This is a genomic window from Alteromonas gracilis (assembly GCF_002993325.1).
GTDB lineage: Bacteria > Pseudomonadota > Gammaproteobacteria > Enterobacterales > Alteromonadaceae > Alteromonas > Alteromonas gracilis.
In genome coordinates this window covers 280,421-297,404 of sequence record NZ_PVNO01000031.1, presented here as the reverse complement: position 1 = coordinate 297,404, position 16,984 = coordinate 280,421, and the positions used below count along the sequence as shown (strand labels likewise).

At 43.9% G+C, this 16,984-nt stretch carries 17 protein-coding genes; 6 read left to right on the top strand and 11 right to left on the bottom strand.

What is annotated here, in order from left to right; translation table 11 throughout:
- The first annotated feature begins 253 nt into the window (after nucleotides 1–253).
- Nucleotides 254–1,693 (top strand): S8 family serine peptidase, encoded by a 1,440-nt coding sequence (locus C6Y39_RS17965; protein WP_105932586.1) that lies wholly within the window; start codon nucleotides 254–256, stop codon nucleotides 1,691–1,693.
- Nucleotides 1,694–1,727: 34 nt separating this feature from the next.
- Here the strand turns inward: C6Y39_RS17965 and C6Y39_RS17960 are convergent, their stop codons facing one another.
- The 4 genes from C6Y39_RS17960 to arfB form a co-directional block, all read right to left on the bottom strand.
- Nucleotides 1,728–2,747 (bottom strand): porin family protein, encoded by a 1,020-nt coding sequence (locus tag C6Y39_RS17960; RefSeq protein WP_105932585.1) that lies wholly within the window; start codon nucleotides 2,745–2,747, stop codon nucleotides 1,728–1,730.
- A 113-nt stretch (nucleotides 2,748–2,860) separates the two neighbouring features.
- A complete protein-coding gene (locus tag C6Y39_RS17955; RefSeq protein WP_105932584.1) occupies nucleotides 2,861–3,772 on the bottom strand; it encodes a hypothetical protein in 912 nt (303 codons plus the stop codon).
- A gap of 124 nt (nucleotides 3,773–3,896) precedes the next feature.
- Nucleotides 3,897–4,574 carry a SurA N-terminal domain-containing protein gene (locus tag C6Y39_RS17950; protein WP_105932583.1) on the bottom strand — a complete coding sequence of 226 codons (678 nt, stop codon included), beginning with the start codon at nucleotides 4,572–4,574 and terminating at the stop codon, nucleotides 3,897–3,899.
- A gap of 126 nt (nucleotides 4,575–4,700) precedes the next feature.
- On the bottom strand, nucleotides 4,701–5,117 hold the full coding sequence (gene arfB, locus C6Y39_RS17945; RefSeq protein WP_105932582.1) for an alternative ribosome rescue aminoacyl-tRNA hydrolase ArfB: 417 nt from the start codon (nucleotides 5,115–5,117) through the stop codon (nucleotides 4,701–4,703).
- A 142-nt stretch (nucleotides 5,118–5,259) separates the two neighbouring features.
- On the opposite strand from arfB, the gene C6Y39_RS17940 reads away from it, so the two are divergent.
- Nucleotides 5,260–6,195, top strand: a complete 936-nt coding sequence (locus C6Y39_RS17940; RefSeq protein ID WP_105932581.1) for an alpha/beta fold hydrolase — start codon at nucleotides 5,260–5,262, stop codon at nucleotides 6,193–6,195.
- A gap of 12 nt (nucleotides 6,196–6,207) precedes the next feature.
- Here C6Y39_RS17940 and C6Y39_RS17935 read toward each other — a convergent pair whose 3' ends face one another.
- The 4 genes from C6Y39_RS17935 to C6Y39_RS17920 form a co-directional block, all read right to left on the bottom strand.
- Complete coding sequence (locus C6Y39_RS17935) at nucleotides 6,208–6,642, bottom strand: hypothetical protein (RefSeq protein ID WP_105932580.1); 435 nt, start codon at nucleotides 6,640–6,642, stop codon at nucleotides 6,208–6,210.
- Nucleotides 6,643–6,718: 76 nt separating this feature from the next.
- Nucleotides 6,719–7,162, bottom strand: coding sequence for a hypothetical protein (locus tag C6Y39_RS17930; protein ID WP_105932579.1), 444 nt, complete (start codon nucleotides 7,160–7,162; stop codon nucleotides 6,719–6,721).
- A 129-nt stretch (nucleotides 7,163–7,291) separates the two neighbouring features.
- Entirely contained in the window at nucleotides 7,292–7,855 is a 564-nt protein-coding gene (locus C6Y39_RS17925) for a CBS domain-containing protein (protein WP_105932578.1), read from the bottom strand.
- A gap of 45 nt (nucleotides 7,856–7,900) precedes the next feature.
- A complete protein-coding gene (locus C6Y39_RS17920; protein ID WP_105932577.1) occupies nucleotides 7,901–8,221 on the bottom strand; it encodes a hypothetical protein in 321 nt (106 codons plus the stop codon).
- A 286-nt stretch (nucleotides 8,222–8,507) separates the two neighbouring features.
- On the opposite strand from C6Y39_RS17920, the gene C6Y39_RS17915 reads away from it, so the two are divergent.
- Together C6Y39_RS17915 and C6Y39_RS17910 are read left to right on the top strand one after the other, a co-directional pair.
- Nucleotides 8,508–9,035 (top strand): cytochrome b, encoded by a 528-nt coding sequence (locus tag C6Y39_RS17915; protein ID WP_105932576.1) that lies wholly within the window; start codon nucleotides 8,508–8,510, stop codon nucleotides 9,033–9,035.
- A 21-nt stretch (nucleotides 9,036–9,056) separates the two neighbouring features.
- Nucleotides 9,057–9,623, top strand: a complete 567-nt coding sequence (locus C6Y39_RS17910) for a YceI family protein (protein ID WP_105932575.1) — start codon at nucleotides 9,057–9,059, stop codon at nucleotides 9,621–9,623.
- A gap of 120 nt (nucleotides 9,624–9,743) precedes the next feature.
- On the opposite strand, the gene C6Y39_RS17905 is transcribed toward C6Y39_RS17910, so the two are convergent.
- Nucleotides 9,744–11,036: an NAD(P)/FAD-dependent oxidoreductase gene (locus tag C6Y39_RS17905; RefSeq protein WP_105932574.1), complete on the bottom strand. Its 1,293-nt coding sequence runs from the start codon at nucleotides 11,034–11,036 to the stop codon at nucleotides 9,744–9,746.
- Between the two features lie 209 nt (nucleotides 11,037–11,245).
- The gene (locus C6Y39_RS17900) at nucleotides 11,246–13,315 is read right to left on the bottom strand and encodes a TonB-dependent receptor (protein ID WP_105932573.1); all 2,070 of its coding nucleotides are present in this window, start codon (nucleotides 13,313–13,315) and stop codon (nucleotides 11,246–11,248) included.
- Nucleotides 13,316–13,624: 309 nt separating this feature from the next.
- Between C6Y39_RS17900 and C6Y39_RS17895 the strand changes: the two genes are divergently transcribed.
- Complete coding sequence (locus tag C6Y39_RS17895; protein WP_105932572.1) at nucleotides 13,625–14,068, top strand: DUF2721 domain-containing protein; 444 nt, start codon at nucleotides 13,625–13,627, stop codon at nucleotides 14,066–14,068.
- A gap of 278 nt (nucleotides 14,069–14,346) precedes the next feature.
- Nucleotides 14,347–15,231 (top strand): LysR family transcriptional regulator, encoded by an 885-nt coding sequence (locus tag C6Y39_RS17890; protein WP_105932571.1) that lies wholly within the window; start codon nucleotides 14,347–14,349, stop codon nucleotides 15,229–15,231.
- 104 nt (nucleotides 15,232–15,335) lie between these two features.
- Here C6Y39_RS17890 and C6Y39_RS17885 read toward each other — a convergent pair whose 3' ends face one another.
- On the bottom strand, nucleotides 15,336–16,691 hold the full coding sequence (locus tag C6Y39_RS17885) for an OmpP1/FadL family transporter (RefSeq protein WP_105932722.1): 1,356 nt from the start codon (nucleotides 16,689–16,691) through the stop codon (nucleotides 15,336–15,338).
- Between the last annotated feature and the right edge of the window lie 293 nt (nucleotides 16,692–16,984).

Below are 16,984 nucleotides of genomic sequence, written 5' to 3'. Positions count from 1 at the left end.
GAAGATTTCCGTTATCAATACTCTATTAACGAGCCACGAGTATTTTTATTCCGCTGAATAAAAAATTTATTTTGGGCTTTGTGTTTTTAGGTTGGCAGCCCTTCTTCGACACTCAGCGGAATTTTTCTTCTTTCTATTCGTCACTACATAAAATGGCAGCAGTGACTTAGACTCTATTTATAACCATGGCACAATTTATGCCATTCCTTCTCAAGGCACTGAACTGCTCCCATGAAAATAGTAAGGTTGTAAAATGAAGTACACATTCTTTGTGGGGATAGTAGGTTTGTTTGCCGCATCTATCTCTCATGCCCAGCTTGCAGGCACATTAAATCAAGTGGTCCCACCGGTGCGCCCGATAATTGATAGAGCGCCCTCTGAATTGAAGAGCATTCGAGATGAGGCAAGGCGAAAGGTGAAGACGTCTGTCGAAGGCGCCAGAGACCTATCTACATTGACTTCAGGTGTAGTTAGTAATGTTCCCGCCCCCCAATTTATTGCCCCTAAAGCCACAACAATATTATCGGCATCGGGTCAGAAAGTTATCAAAGAAGTTAGTGTGGAAAATGGTTTTCTTGCCGTTGAAAAAGAGTGGCTTTTTATAGGTGAAGAAGCCGATAAAGCATATTTCAATGGTACGAATATGGAAATACAAGAGGCACAGTTTTTACCCGCACTCTCTCAGTGGCTTTATAAAGTAAAGGTAACGGGGGATGAGGATGATGTGTCGTATATTCGCAACACCTTACCCAAAAACCTACAGTCTCAACTAGGGCGTAATCATATTTACTTATCGCAAAGCGAAGTGGCTACGAACGCAAGCAAACCAGAGACTAAGCATAAGTCAAAAGCACCATCGCAAAAATTTGAATCTTGTTCGACGCCCTTGCGCATCGGGATGGTTGATACCCATGTTGTGCCTACCCACCCGATGCTGTCGCACATTACCTTAAGACAAGCCTCCTTTATCGTCGCTCCGAGTCATGGAAGCAAGCAAAGCCAGAATAGTAATACGAGCAGTAAAGGTGATGGCAACGGAAAAGATACAAGACAGCCAATTTCCCAAGAAAATACCGTAGCCTTTTCCTCAGATCACGGCACAGCAGTAGCAAGCTTAATAGCGGCGTCACTACCTGACTCAAGCCAGGTATTTAACGCTAGTGTATTTTACTCGCGCAATAGTGTTAGCCAAGGAGCAACACTGATGTCGTTAATTGAAGGCCTTAACTATTTAGCATCACAGCAGGTTGATGCCATAAACATGAGCCTTGCAGGGCCCGACAATCCTATTTTAGCGCGTGTTATACAACAGTTAGACACAAACGGTATACAAGTTATTGCAGCTGTAGGTAACGAAGGGCCAGCATCTTTACCCTTATACCCTGCAGCCTACCCCGAGACACTTGGCATAACCGCAGTGGATAAATCACATGCAATATACAGGTGGGCCAACCAAGGTGACTATGTAGATTTCGCTGCATTTGGCGTATCGGTTGATGCCGCACACCCTAATGGAAAAACGGTTAGGCAAACAGGAACCTCAATGGCCTCCCCTCGTGCCACTGCGCTGTACGCCTGCTTTTTCCGCACAGAGCAGCAAAGACACGCCGCCTTATTAAAAATGCAGAAAATAGCTTTAGATGCTGGTAGCCCCGGACGGGACAAGGTGTTCGGCTTCGGCGTACTGCCTTAAAATACAGCCGTATTCATATTGGCATTAACGTTCACTAGAAATGAACGTTAATGCCTAACTCAGCAATAGTTTCTTGGTAATTTGCTCCATCGACTGTAGAAGCAAAGTCTCCGTATTGGGTAGACAATCTTATTTCTACATGGTCGTAAACGGCGTAGTCTGCGCTCATTTCAACAAGGTGCCTGTCGTCTTCCCTGCCTATACCTCCATCTTGTTCTGAAGCGTAATCACGCATATCTAGCTGGTAAGCAACCTTTAGCTCAAGCGGCTTACTAAACACCGCAAATGGATAAGTGTAGGCAAGGTCAATTCCCTTCCCTGTAAAATCGAACGCATTGTCCTGCGCATCTTCATTTTGGTATTTAAGGGCAATTTGAAAAAAATCTTCCCCTTCAAAAAAGTAAAACAGGTCACTGCGTACGGCAACAGCTTCACTATCACGAATTGGCGTGTTCTCAGGCCTGTTCTCAAACTTCTTGTCGATAAGGTCGCTACTAATGCGCAAATAAGCTCGCTGTCCTACCAGTTTCCCCGCAGATAAACCATATTGTTGATAGGTAAGAAAATCGCGCCCAGCGAGCTTAGCGCTGGCGTGATAGTAATGCGCACCTAGTTTTGCAAAGTCTAACGCATACTTAGTGCTTGCAGATAAGGTGGTAAGCCCAAGATCAAACTCGCTGAGGGTTTGGTATTTGGTATTTACCTGACTTATCGAGAGCTCGTTTTCCCATTTATCCGTTGGTTTCACTGAAACTCTTAACTGTGCTTCTGACTGCACGGCGCTGTCGTCCACGTTAGAATTTGTGTCGAGCTCACTCACACTCACGTTACTATCGTGGCGATAGCCTATATAACCAGAGCCTGAAAACGAGATCGCTTGCTTCTCTTCATCTGTACTTCTTGCATCATTAGTTACTTTTGACTGACTGTTGTTGCTTGCATAAGCTGTACTGCTTGCTATTAATGCGGTAGCCGCAGCAAAAGCAAGGTATTTGCGACTCTCTTGGACGAAAACAATTTTCTTGAGTGAACGTTTAAGTGGTGGGGTTTTCATTATTGCTACCTACTACAGAGAAAGTGAAACTCGGTGTTTTCAACTATGAATGGGTTATGCGAGGAAGTTAGGAGGGAGAGCTCTCCCTCCTCCTATCCGTTGAGGCCCATACGTTAAAGACCCAATGCACCCGAGATATTTGAAGCAACGTTATCGTTTACTGTGCTCTCCACAGTGTTTGCAACCGATGCCTCTACTGTGCTTTCTACCGTGCTCGCTACCGTGTTCGCTACCGTGCTCTCTACCGTATTTCCTACATTGCTTGCTACCGTTGCAGCAATCACCCCGTCGACGGCGGTAGCGACAGCGCCAGTTACAGTATTGGTCACCGTACCCGTTACTGTGTTGGCCACGGTTCCCCCTACTGCACTTTGAGCAGCTCCCGAAGCCGTGCTTGCTGCAGCATTTTCCACCTCACCTTCTGACTGTGTATTCGGTTCAACAGATCCTAATGCTGACGACAAAACTGAAGTTGAACCAGAAACATTACCCGTAAGCGTTCCTGCCACCGTTGCTGTCATTGAATTCGCCGTGTCTGATGTCGCTGAAACAACGCCTTCAAGGGAAGCCTGCGAATTAGAAACCAGTGAAGATGTTGCGTTTGTAGAAAGCTGTTGAGCGCTATTTGCAAAGAGGTTAGCGTTTGAAGTAGTCGTTTGTGCTACTTCATTTGCCGCTGCTTGATCTGTGCTTTCTTCGGTATCGGCTTCGGTATTGACTTCAGGGGCTTGATTCAATTCTTGCCCGCTTGATAAGTCATTGCCTGTTTGGCTTGCCAATAGCTGTCCACTAGCATTAGCAGAACTTTCGGTAGACATTTGGCTTTGAGTGACTGTGTCGCCCTGTGCCGATGCCTGCATACTTGATTGAGCTGCAGCTTGGGCGTTTGCACCGTTTGTTAGAGAAACTGATGTAGACGTTGAAACATCAGCTGAAGTATTAGCCGAAAAGGTTGCTTCTTGAGCCAACACCGACGTTGACGCGATACCTAAAGCCAATGCAATTGCAGTATTTAACTTTTTCATCCGATTATCTCCGTTTTTCATAAAGGACACTGAGATAACGGTTAGATGAAAGGTTTTATTCCGCTGAGGAGTTATTTTTTCGCAAAGAATAAAAAAAGCCCTGTAAAAACAGGGCCTTTTTTGACTATTTTTCTGAAGCGGTCATGCTCTTTTCCCACCAAGGAAGTGAGAAGTCTATGTTTTCCGGGTCATAAGTTTTGGCATATTTCATTTTAACTGAACTCCAAAACGCCGCTTTAAAGGCCGGGTCGTAAATAACAAACTCACCTTTTTCTCGATACTGTTCAAATAACTGCTGATATGCCCCAACCGGAGTAAGTGGGTTATCTTGCTGAAAAACGACATCGCCGCCATAGGCGTCGTACAATGCTTTAGACACTTTCCAGCTTTTTGCCATTCCGTGTGCCATGGCCAGACGGTAGCGTTCAAGTTCGTCACCTTTAAACTCGCTGTTATCGTCTAGTTCAACGGTCCACTGCTTAATAACAGAATAAGCGGACTGAACCTCTGAGTCATCAGGCTCTATATCATTTTTATGTGCAAAGTCAGAAAGTACAGACTCTGTAATTTTATTACCCAATGCGCGCTGAGCGAGAATTGACCGCACTTCCTTTTCAGACTTATCAGTTAAAATAGACTGAAAACGATCGACGTCTGCCTGTGATGGCTGAAGTTCAGAATTTGAAATTGATTTATTGAACAAACGAGCGATGATCTCGTTTGCGGCTTGCGGTGTGTTAATCCCAAGCGAAACCACTATGGCTGCAAATAGCACCATAGGAATTACGTTCGAACGCGTCACTTTTTATGCTTCCCTAAGTTCCAATATTTAGCATGAACACAAGACACATTCATTTATTGTTGTAAGAATTTTCCGTTGTCTTGCGAAATGACCTTTTGTGAGCGTTATACTTTAGATTAGTTTTGATCAAAATTCCACTTTCTTGCGCATAGATTTTTTAACGCCTTGTTGTTTTTTTACATCAACGCGACGTGCTTTTGCCGCCCGGCTTACCTTGGTTTTAATTCGTGGCTTTTGCTCAATCGTTGCTGCTTTTATCCAAGCAACTAATCGTGACAACGCGTCTTCTCTATTTTGTTCCTGTGTGCGGTAATTCTGAGCTTTTAATACAAACACACCCTCATTGGTAACACGCTTGTCGTTTAACTGAAGTAACTTCTCTTTCAATCTTTCAGGTAAAGAAGAACCGTGAATATCAAATCGCAAATGGATGGCACTGCTCACTTTATTGACATTCTGCCCTCCACTGCCTTGGGCTCGAATAGCCTGTAAATCCGCTTCACTATCATCTATTGTGATACTTCGCGTTATTTGTAATTCCATCTTAGTTCCTAATTATCACTCGCTTTATATAGCTACGTGCAACCGTATGCATCTACGCTATAAATCATTATCACCAAGGCTTACTTGACCATTATTGCGTTAACCGCTAGGTTAAATTTCACTCTCACATAGGAAGCGCTCGATGATTGTTGTTCTGGTACTCTTGATTTGTATCATTGTTGGACTGATTTGGTTTACTTCAAAAATGGACAACAATATTGAATCAGCATTCACACCGGCGGGAAAACTTACTCCTGTATCAGGTGGAATTATTCATTGGCAAAAACAAGGTAATGGGCCTGCCCTGATACTTATTCACGGTTTACTAGGCAATAGTAACAATTTTAATGCGTTAGCAAAAACGCTCGCCCACCGCTATACGGTTTACTCTATTGACCGGCCAGGAAGCGGATTCTCCACACGTTACAAACGCACCTCTGCAAGTTTTGAACAGCAAAGTAAGATGATTTTAGAGTGGATGGAGAAAGAAAACATTACAAGCGCTAGTATTGCCGGACATTCGATGGGTGGAGGGATTGCGCTACGAATGGCTATTGATGCGCCTGAAAAAATTGCGTCAATATCGCTTTTGTGTCCGCTCACTACCCCCTTAAAAGGCGGTGCAGGCCCGTTATCCGTGCTCTACATACCTAACGAGTTTGTACGTAAGAGCGTCTCAAAAACCATCGCTAGCCCGCTAAGAGCAAGATTCGGCCGAAAGCAACTTGCGCAAATATTCCATCCTGAAGCTGTTCCGCCTTCTTTTTCAGTAGAAGGTGGAGGTATTTTGGCGCTTCACTCTCGCAGTTTCTATGAAGGTAGTAGGGATACAGTATCTGCGCAGGGCAGTTTGTTCAGACAACAGTCTAGATACAGCGAAATCAATTGCCCCGTAGGCGTACTGTATGGTGAAAATGATGAGATATTAAAGCCTACTGACCATATGAACGCCGTTACAAATGCAATCCCTAATGCTAAAAGCGATATTATCCCTAATGCGGGCCACATGATCCCAATAACTCAAGTTCAGGCTTGTGCAGATTTTATCTGCGATATCGATTCTAACGATGTTATTTAAATATCGGGAAATCTAGTGAACCCTTGCGCCTGTTCTAACTTCTCGTTCTTGATGGGCAAATTCAACGGTAGCAAGTGCACTCTGGCGTCCTGAACACGATTGCTTTAATTTGCGAAGTTGGTCAGCAACTCGTTCTACACCGTCATACTCTTTACACATCTTCAATGGTGACATCTCAAGGCTTACATTGTAGCTGGTGAACCACACCCGCATTTGGTCAGTGTCCCCTTCTGACAGCGTGATGAGTAAATGATACATACGAATAAACGCAAGCTGTTTCCGATACTCTATGGTGCCGCTTTCGAAACCCAGTAATGTAGTTTGAGCAAGAGAAGATGGGGAAATACCTAAGATTTCAGAGGCTTGCTTAATACTTAAACCCAGTTCTTGGTATGCCCAAGTAAATGCTTTGGTTACAACACTGGTTGGAAATAGTGATCTGTTCATGGTATCGCCTCGTTTCAATGCACAATATTACGTTGATGTGTAAGCTAATTGCGAAATGCGTACCACTTTTACTCTTTTATTTTAATGCCACTTTTTCCAAGTGTTCAGAAATATTTTCTTGTTCAATTGAAAAACCTTTGTCTGTTAGCCATTCCACAGCCTGAGCAATAAAATCTACAAAAATTGTGTCGATATTAATGTCTCGATAAACCCGCTTCAGTTGAGCTTTGGTGGTCGCTTTAGCGCTGGAATCTCCCATCACCAGAGCAACGTGAGTAAGGCCGAGTGGATGCATAGCAGCCGTGCGCTCTCGCAACGAAGCCTCGGCATCAGGAACAAGCAAGGACTCACCAGATACGCAAACGATATTACACCAAGTCTGACCAAATAGGCTCTCAGCTTTCTCGCGATACTCCTTTGCGAAAAGTGTGACGCACTCTCTATTCCAAGGACCATAAGCCTGCGTAACAATCGCGCTTCCACATCGAGATACAATAAATTCACCGTGAGCATACTGCATAAAACCATCTAGCCTTCTATAACGATATTTAGATCATCCATAGGCATACGCCCGTGTAAGCTTTTCACTGCGCATTGCATTATGACAATGCGCAGTGAAAGTATGGTTCAAAATTGGCGGAATTAAAAATTAAGCAGCGAGAATAGTGATGAGTTCTGCAAAGGTCGGGCGCCCCTGAATATCAAGCGGAACGCGCAGCTCTCTCGCAATGTCACTAACGCTGATCACGCCGCGGATTTCGTGACTATCTCTGTCCATAACAAGGCAGTGATGCTGACCGTAGTCTTTCAACGTTTCAATCACATCACCCACCGATGAGTGAGTCAGTTCGGTAAAGTCAAAAGACATTAAAGAGGTCTTCGGCCGCATAAAGTCATGAACAGTCAATTCATCGCGTTTTATTTTAAGCTCACTTAAACGCTGGATAATGCTTTGCTCACTAACGTCATGACTCGTAACAATACCAATGAAACGGTTATGACTATTAACTACCAGCATCATTCGCACATGAGATTGGCGCATAATAGACTCAACTTTTGTTGCCGGGGTACGCGCATCGATAACGTGCGGCAGGTGTTGCTTGAAGTCAGTAAATACCGCCATTGCAGACGAGTTTAGAGTAATGGTGTTTTCAACAACCGGCCATGCCAACGTGTCGATAGCTTCGGTTTTATATAGATTTAAGGCGTGCATACCTTCTCTCCTAATCAAAAATAAAAAATATAGTTTTTCAAGTGATTAAGTATAAGAAGGCGGTCCTCTGATGATATTAGCGCGCAGCTTAGCGTAAGATTTTGCCTCAGCTATATTGCCAGTGCAAAAAACATACTTTTCTACACTAGCATTAACGTGGAGAGACGCTAAACCGTCATCCAGGTCGTCATCAACATCATGAACGGACCGTTCCCACTCTTCAGCAAGGGTTGCTAATGCTGTGGTTTTGCTGAGCTCGTTGGCACTATTTTGCACACCTCGGCTCTCTCCCAGTGCAGAGACAGTAACCAGTGATGAAAATAGCGCTGGCAATATGACTGCCAACAAAACGTATGAAACGCGCAAAGCGTGAAACCTCAACTGTAAAGACTAATTCTATGGGCGGTCAGCCACCTTTGTGACTCCCTATTTAAACTATAAGTGTATTTTGCGCGTTTAATAGAGGCACTTGGCGCATTTTATCCTCCATTAAACGACACATAATCTGAATTTAGTAAATTATGAGTCGTCGCTGTGGTCGCTTACGCCATTCTTTATTCTATAAAAAAGAACAAATGCTCTCATTAAAAGTGATGTTTGGTCGAAGAAATTGAAATTACACTAGTGTTAACACTCGTTATATGGAAACGAAATGAAATCTAGGTGGCCCCGACTTGTTGTGTTTCTTCATTGGATAACCGCATTTGCTGTTATTGGCATGTTTGCATCGGGATTGTGGATGGTAGACCTTACCTATTACAGCGACTGGTACAAAACCGCTCCTCATTGGCATAAAAGTGTTGGTTTGCTGTTGGTCGCTATTACTGTACTTCGATTAGCTACTCGGGCAGTTACTTCACGCCCTCCTTCATTGGGCAGTGCCACAGAAAAGAAGCTTAGTCGCCTTGGCCATACGCTTCTATATACGTTAATGATTGCGCTGTTTGCCAGTGGCTATTTGATTTCAACCGCCGACGGAAGAGCCATCGATGTATTTAACTGGTTTGCAATTCCTGCCGTTGGCGAACTATTTAACAACCAAGAAGATCGTGCCGGAGATGCACATTTTTATATTGCATGGTCAGTGATAACAATATCAGTGATACATATGCTGGCAGCCTTAAAACACCATTTCATAAACAAAGACGACACAATGAAGCAGATGTTACGGCTTCGATGACATTAAGGAAAAGGAGAAATTATGAAGAAGTTAACACTTGCCCTAGCCGCTGCGCTATCTTTAAGCACTGCTCAGGCCGCGGATTATGTGATTGATAGTAAAGGCGCACATGCATCTATCAATTTTAAAATTCAGCATTTAGGTTACTCATGGCTAACGGGTCGCTTTAACGATTTCAAAGGCAACTTTAGCTACGATGATAGCGCACCAAGTGCCGCAAAAATTATGGTGACCATTGATACAGACAGTATCGACTCAAACCATGCAGAACGTGACAAGCACTTGAAAAGCGATGACTTTTTAAATGTTGACGATTTTCCCCAAGCAAAATTTGTAAGTACAAAGATTGTTGATAAAGGCAATGGCATGATGGATGTGATGGGCGATTTCACATTACATGGTGTAACTAAGCCAATTACTATTGAAGCCAAGAAAATTGGTGAAGGCAAAGATCCATGGGGAGGCTATCGCGCGGGCTTCATGGGTACGACTACAATTGCCCTTAAAGACTATGGTATCGATTACGACTTAGGGCCAGCGTCTCAAACCGTCGAACTCGAGCTTCACGTTGAAGGTGTGAAGCAGTAATAGAGCGTGTAGATATTTTTTGACGTAAACGAAAAATCGTTTACAAAGCGCCCCCCTAAGACCTCAACTATTCGGTCTCTGGGAGGCGTCTTATTTCAAGGGCTTTTCGTTATATAGAGACTAGTGAAGTTTCAGTTTCGGGCTTATTGCCTGACTCAACTTTTTCACAATTAGCTTAAGCGCCCCTTTCATTTTTCCGTGAACCGCAAACTGATGCATGTTATACAAAGAGACATAAACTAGCTTGGCTAATCGCCCCTCAATAAACATACTGCTATTTGATAGCGAGCCCATTAAGCTTCCTACCGTACTGTACTTACTTAAATGAACCAGCGAGCCATAATCTTGATACGTGAAATCTTTGGCCTCTTTCTGGTTAAATAACGACGTTATGTTATGAGCGACGATATCGGCCATTTGATGTGCCGACTGGGCACGGGGTGGCACCCATTTACCATTGTCTTGCTGAAAGCCGCAGCAATCGCCTAGCACCCATATATTTTTGTGCGTAGAGCTTCGCAGTTGCTTATCAACCAAAATTTGATTGGCGCGATTAGTTTCAAACAGATCTAATTTTGTAATGAAGTCTGGTGCTTTAACACCCGCAGCCCACACCATAAGATCGGCATCAATACGGCTGCCGTCTTTGGTGATTAATCCATTTGAATCTGCCTCAGCCACCATGGTTTGCTCTTTTATATCTACACCCAACTTGTGTAGCGCTTTTCTGGCTGAATTAGCAATACGCTCTGGCAATGCAGGTAATATACGCTCGCCGGCCTCTACGATCGTAATTTTCAATCGTGATGCGGACATATCAGGCATTCCATAGGCTTTCGACAAGTTAGCCACATGGTGAAGTTGAGCAGCAAGTTCAGTCCCCGTGGCACCCGCTCCCACAATGGCAACATCAATTCTTGCATCTTTGTCTTCTTGCTGGTTTATGCGAATAAGCTGATTGAGCAGCGCGCGGTGAAAGCGCTCGGCTTGCTTTAGAGAGTCGAGAAAATAGCAGTAGTCTGCTACACCCGGTGTACCAAAATCGTTGCTTACACTTCCAATGGCCAGCACCAGCTGGTCATAATGTATCTCACGCTCAGGTAAGACCTGCGTACCCTCTTCGTCAATCAATGGCAACAAGGTTATGGTTTTTTCATGCGCATTAAGTGAACACATTTCACCAAGCTGAAAACGGTAATGATGAGCAGCAGCATGGATTGCATAGTCCACACCGTCTGAATGCTTATCTATAACACCGGCGGCTACCTCATGAAGTAGCGGCTTCCAAATATGGGTTCGACTGCGGTCGACGAGGGTGATTTCGGCTTGCTTTTTTCTCCCGAGGGTGCGGCTTAAGCGACTGGCTAACTCAAGACCACCAGCACCGCCACCAACTATTACTATTTTTTGCATGGGTATACCTATTAACAATCATTCCACGTATACCGCCTGTTTCGTGAAGAGAAAAAGCGCTATACATGGCGTGACTGCGACCCATGCTGATTATTGCAGACTACGCCCGTCGCCCATTATGCACAAGCAAATCGCGTCCATAGTCTGCATTTTTAAGATTAATAGTTATACCAGTCCGCATAGATAATTATCAGGAGCTTTTATTTTCTTTACAGCATAAACGATGCGGAAAGCATAAAATTACGGGGTCTGCCAGGGAAGTAACGAGGGCCAGAAAAACTTGTGTAGTCAGCGCGTTCGGCGTACTCAGTATCTAGCATATTGTTGATGCGCGCATATAGGGTAATGCTATTTGTTACATCCCAGCTTATTCGACCATGAACCAAGTCATGACCATCATACTCATTGAGATTTTCAGCGTCAGTATAGTAGCTAGACACATGTTGCCATTCCAACTGAGCCTGTATTTTCTCTGTAACGTCATAGCTTAAACGGGTATTGAATAACACTTTAGGTGCCGTATCAATGTCGTTGCCCTTAATGTCCAACTCACCTGAAAGTTGACTGTGCTCGTAAGTATGCCTTGCATAAGTGCCCGCAAAATCAACGCGTAAAACGTCACTCAGTTGCTGGTCAAAAGTGAGTTCAACACCACGGTGCCACGTCTCTCCGTTGCTAACGTTAAAAAAGTCGCTATCGCGATAAATTACATTATCTTTTTCCAATCTATAAAACGACAGCGTATAGCCACCTGAAAGTAATGAACCCGTAATACCTAGTTCAACGTTATCAGCCGTGACTGATTCAAGCTCGCTCACCGTTTGAGCGCGCTGTAAACGATAGAGTTCAGTAGCTTGGGGCGCGCGATAGCCGCGGGCAACCCCACCGAAAAGTTGAATTTGGGGGCTAAGCTGATAGCGCAATGAGAGCTTAGGGCTGAAATTGTTATAATCATTTTCACTGTCTGCTGGTCGAGAATAGCGGCAGCCACCAAATCCACATTCAGTTCCATTTTCTCGTACACGACCTGTGTTCATGTTATTGGCGTAGTCGTACCGCATAGTTTCAAAGCGTCCGCCTAACTGAATAGCCCACTTATCATCCTGCCAATTCAACGCAAAAAATGGCGCGAGCAACGTTGCATCAACGTCATAATCATAGTGTTTACCGGCAGGTATGGTTTCAACTAAAAAGGCCGAGCCTTCGGTAGGACCTTGTTGAGATTGCGTCAATTCACCCTCTGTGTATTCCGCATCAACACCAACATCTAACGATATCCTGTCGTTCACCACATAATTAAACTGTGACAACACGCCCACGCCCTTTTGGGCGTTTTCTTCAAGGGGTTTTCCCGGTAAAAAGTGCATGCGAAAACGCATATCTTGATTACGTATGTAGGGGGTCACTGATAGCGCATGACCTCCCTCATACGTTGTATCGAATTTGCTCCATAGCCTGAAACTTCGAGCGTTTCGAAACGCTTCGGGGTTGGGATTACTTCGTGCTATCTGCGTATCTTTATAGCTTTCAAACCCCTCTATATAGCCCGCCGTTTCCTGATCTAAGTGAGTATATGTCATCCCGCTTGTGATAACGGTGTTATCCCACTCTAATCTATGACGTAAAGACACTTTTTCCTGGTCGACACCTTCGTCATCCCTATAGCCAGTATCACGGGTTAAGCTAGCCGCTATACCTACGCCACTGCTGCCAAAATTCTTGCCTTCCTGAAACTTAACTCGATGAAAACCGTATGAGCCATAATCAAAACCCAGTATTCCATCACCTTGTGTTGTATCTGGGGTGATGACGTTAATGACACCGTGAATTGCATTTGAACCATATAACGCAGAAGCTGGACCTTTGATGACGTCAATACGCTGTGCCATCTCGCCATGGGCTTCAAACAGTTCATTAATATTACAAAAACCTGCAGCACGCAGGGGTATTCCGTCTTCTGCTGCTAATATTCCTCCGCAGGCGCCAGCACCCGTAAGAACAGGCGAGCGAAGGGCAGGTAAATACTCTTGCCCATTTCCTCGCTGAACGCCAGCACCAGCAATGTAGTTAAGCGACTCTTGGATGTGCTGAAAAGAGAGCAGTGATAATGTTTCTTCTGAAACTGAAGAAACAGCGTAACCAGAGGCATTCACTTTTCCTTGAATACGAGAAGACGTGGTTTCTATTCTTTCTATACCTGACATCTCCTGCGCCCCTGCTAACATTGGTGAGAGAGAAATAGTTAACAATGACAGGGAAAACAGAGGGGAAACGCGCATTATTAGTCCTTATGCAAAAGAGATGTGTCGTAAGTCAGAAACACTATTCTACTGTGAATCAAGCCGTGAGTGAGTTAAAAAGCACTAAACTTAGGCAAAGTGTTAAGTTTAGCTGCCGTTATCTGGTATAAGCATTGGCTTACACTTTGCTTTTACTTTAATTTTCGATAATTGGTTTTGCCTCTACACAAGCTGCTCTTCAACAAGTGCATTGAAATGAAACTTTCATATGACTTTACGATTGGGCAGAGGCAAAAACGTTTGTTAAATCAAATCAATTTTAATTTGCCTAGCTGACTGGAGAAATTGTTGGACACACTTATACCTAGCCTTTCACAACTTATCGAATTTGCCGTTGCGCCTGTGTTTTTGCTTACCGGTATTGCGGGTTTTCTTAACGTAATGTCGTCGCGATTGGGGCGCATATCTGACCGGGTCAGAGTGGCAGAGCGACAAATTCATACCCTGTCAGACCCACACATCGTAGACCGCTCTAAAAAAGAAATTAAAGTACTGTGGCGCAGGGTGAAAGTCATTAACTGGGCTATTGGCCTTTGTGTAGCTTCAGCGCTCTTAGTGTGCACTGTGATCATGGCCTTGTTCTCAGGCTCGCTTTGGGTGGTTGATCTTAAAACACCCATTATTGTTTTGTTCATTTTGGCAATGATGTTTCTAATCAGTGCACTTATCGTGTTCCTCGTTGAAGTAAAGCTAGCAACAAACACCATCAACATGGTCAGGACCATTCGATAATATTACTGCCCACTCTTGAAAACTGGTGATTATAGAATAAGTAAAAGGCCGGGCCAGATAAGCGGGTTTATTGTCTGAACCCGCCTCTTTGCTATATGGAGTGTTATCGCTTACTTCGCTGTGAAGCGCTGAAGTTTTAAACGTAAGTTTTGAGTAAAAGCTAACGTAAAAACGATCATTAACCATTAAATAAGATAGAATTCGCCCTCTTACATCGTTAATTTGCTACAAATGTTCACTCATAAGTTTACGGCCAATCGAAAGGATTAAACTGCGCCATGAATACTAAATTACTTCGCTCCCTTCAGGTATTTACCGCAGTAACAGACAGCGGAAGCATGAGTGTAGCCGCGCGAGAACTTCACATGACGGTCTCTGCAATTAGCCAGCAATTAAGAAAACTAGAGCATGATATTGGCCTTAGCCTATTCAATCGAAATACGCGAAGTTTGAGCCTAACCGAAGCGGGGCGCATCTACTACGAGACTAGCAAGCAAATGCTGCAAACCGCAGAACTTGCCCAGCAAAAGATAGAAAGCCTTCAAGACGACCCTACCGGAAAAATCAATATTATTGCGCCAGAAGGTTTTGGCGGCGGCTTACTTAGTGAACCATTAAAGAAGCTTTGCGAAGAATTTCCGAAAATAACCATCTCGCTTACCGTTACCGATGAACCCAAAGATATTATTGCTTCAAGCGCCGATCTCGTTCTTTGCTTCGCCCCTGTTTCTGACACTAATTTCAGTAGTTTAGAGCTAGCTACGTGGAAGCGTATTTTGTGCGTATCTGCAGAGCATCCGTTAGCGAATACTAATCTTTCAAGCCCTGAGCAACTCGTTAGTCACGCTTATATTGCTCATCGACATATCGAAGATTACGTGATGGTTCACAAAGACAATGGCGACTATGAACTCGATACACAGCGTATTGATGTAAACTCGATGCAAACGCTGATTAAGCTCACTCAAGATGGATTAGGTTATGCAGTGCTGCCAGAACCAGAAGTGAGGCATCTTTTGAAATCTGGCGGTATGAAACAACTCTTTGCCGATTGGACGCTGCCTGATTACACGGTTTATGCAGTAACGCCAAAGCGAGATTTAATGCCTGCAAAAATCAGTGCTGCAATTACTTGTCTACAAGACTTGTTTGCGCAAATTTAAGCATCAGTTTTAATTACTTCGACAAGCTATTGCAAGGGTTAGCCTGGTAGCTCAAACAAAAATGGCAGCGTTCAAGCTGCCATTTTTATGAACAACGCTTCTAATTAGAAACGTGTATTAAGCTGAACACTAAGAATATGTGCAGTCGCAGACTGTGTACCTGTGAAGTTAGTAGTGAAGTCTGTACTAGGAAGAACGTTACTCAAAATAGTTCTGTCTTTATTGATGTTTGCTTCACGGCCATCAATAAATACGTAAGCCACATCAATTGAAGTGTCTTCACTCATGGTGTAAGTCATACCACCAGAGAACCAGTGACGGTCAGTATCTGGAATACTTAGCGAGCGGTTTTCTACCGAAACCACTCCATCGTCGTAAGCATAGCCAGCACGAAGGGTAATTTCATCGTTTAGAATGTAAGTAACACCAAGCGCTGCGCGCCATGAATCATCGAAGTTTTCTTCTTTGATTAAGAAATCGACGCCATCTTCCAGGTTGGCTTCAAGCTTCTCAAACGTACTCCAATCGGTAAACGTTAAGCTCGCTTGCACAGACCATTGGTTATCGATTTTCTGGTCAACCGCTAATTCAGTAATAGCAGCAAGATTCAGGTCAAGGCTACCAGGCTGGTTAAGATTAATAGGAAAAATAGGCGTTTCTGAAGATACTGCACCTTCAAGCTCTAATTTTGTTTCAGCACGGTATGAAAGCGCAATATTAGTCATGTCAGTTGGCTGCCAGAAAACACCGGCGTTCCAACCGAAGCCAATATCATCACCTTCCATGCTAAACAACGAATTACCAGCAGTAAGCTGTGGCAAGGTAACACCAAGCGCTTCAGCGCTTGGCGCTAAATCAACCAAGGTGTCAACAAGAGTGTTTGAAACGCCAGAGCCAATTTCGGCTTCCGCATATGTAATATTCAAACCAAAGCCAACCATAAGTTGCTTGTTTACTTTATACGAAACCGCTGGGTTTACCGTTACGGTTTTCACTTCTGCTGTGTCGGCAAAATGAAGGGCTCCGAAGTCATCTGAGTAATCTGAACGAAGACCATAAGTAGTGAAAACTCCAACACCTGCAGACAGTTTATCGTTGATAGGCGAGACATAGAAGAAACCAGGGACGATAGCTGTATCAGCGATATTGTCTTCTTGCGCTGCACCGCCGCCAACGGTATTGCCGCCGAGGTTATAAGTAACTGCACCATTGATATCTACATTCGGGTCGATAAAGCTTGCCGATGCACTGAATTCAGCTTCTTTAAATACACCAATTGCCGCAGGGTTGGTTGCTAAAATAGAGGCATTCTCTGGCTTTGCCGCCTGACCAGCCATTGCGCGGCCTAGACCGTTTGCGCTGTGTTCATTAACTTGGAAACCAGCTGCCAGCGCTGAAGAAGAGGCTAAAGTAGCAAGCGCTAGGCAAACTGAGGCACGTAAAGAAAACTGTTGCTTCATAAGATACTCATTGTAATAGGGGAAAATTGCAGCAGGCATTCTACGGATCTGAGTAGTTTTGTTCAATGCAAGTAAACGTTATTTACGCACTTTTATCGCATTTTTTACAATTATAGCGACATTTTCGCCGCATTTATAAACAAAATTGAAAACCCACAGTTAATATAAGATCACAATATTGTTAATAGTTTTTTGCAATTATCACTAACAACCATTGGAACTAATCTAATATTTAATTCAAATTCATGAAAAAGTGGCTTGAACGGTTGAGTTAGTTCCAGCAAGCCCCACCC

Coding starts and splice junctions, on each gene's coding strand:
- C6Y39_RS17935 (WP_105932580.1), bottom strand. CDS start 6,642: ATGAACAGATCACTATTTCCAACCAGTGTTGTAACCAAAGCATTTACT.
- C6Y39_RS17915 (WP_105932576.1), top strand. CDS start 8,508: ATGAAATCTAGGTGGCCCCGACTTGTTGTGTTTCTTCATTGGATAACC.
- C6Y39_RS17960 (WP_105932585.1), bottom strand. CDS start 2,747: ATGAAAACCCCACCACTTAAACGTTCACTCAAGAAAATTGTTTTCGTC.
- C6Y39_RS17890 (WP_105932571.1), top strand. CDS start 14,347: ATGAATACTAAATTACTTCGCTCCCTTCAGGTATTTACCGCAGTAACA.
- C6Y39_RS17930 (WP_105932579.1), bottom strand. CDS start 7,162: ATGCAGTATGCTCACGGTGAATTTATTGTATCTCGATGTGGAAGCGCG.
- C6Y39_RS17900 (WP_105932573.1), bottom strand. CDS start 13,315: ATGCGCGTTTCCCCTCTGTTTTCCCTGTCATTGTTAACTATTTCTCTC.
- C6Y39_RS17905 (WP_105932574.1), bottom strand. CDS start 11,036: ATGCAAAAAATAGTAATAGTTGGTGGCGGTGCTGGTGGTCTTGAGTTA.
- C6Y39_RS17955 (WP_105932584.1), bottom strand. CDS start 3,772: ATGAAAAAGTTAAATACTGCAATTGCATTGGCTTTAGGTATCGCGTCA.
- C6Y39_RS17910 (WP_105932575.1), top strand. CDS start 9,057: ATGAAGAAGTTAACACTTGCCCTAGCCGCTGCGCTATCTTTAAGCACT.
- C6Y39_RS17965 (WP_105932586.1), top strand. CDS start 254: ATGAAGTACACATTCTTTGTGGGGATAGTAGGTTTGTTTGCCGCATCT.
- C6Y39_RS17885 (WP_105932722.1), bottom strand. CDS start 16,691: ATGAAGCAACAGTTTTCTTTACGTGCCTCAGTTTGCCTAGCGCTTGCT.
- C6Y39_RS17940 (WP_105932581.1), top strand. CDS start 5,260: ATGATTGTTGTTCTGGTACTCTTGATTTGTATCATTGTTGGACTGATT.
- arfB (WP_105932582.1), bottom strand. CDS start 5,117: ATGGAATTACAAATAACGCGAAGTATCACAATAGATGATAGTGAAGCG.
- C6Y39_RS17925 (WP_105932578.1), bottom strand. CDS start 7,855: ATGCACGCCTTAAATCTATATAAAACCGAAGCTATCGACACGTTGGCA.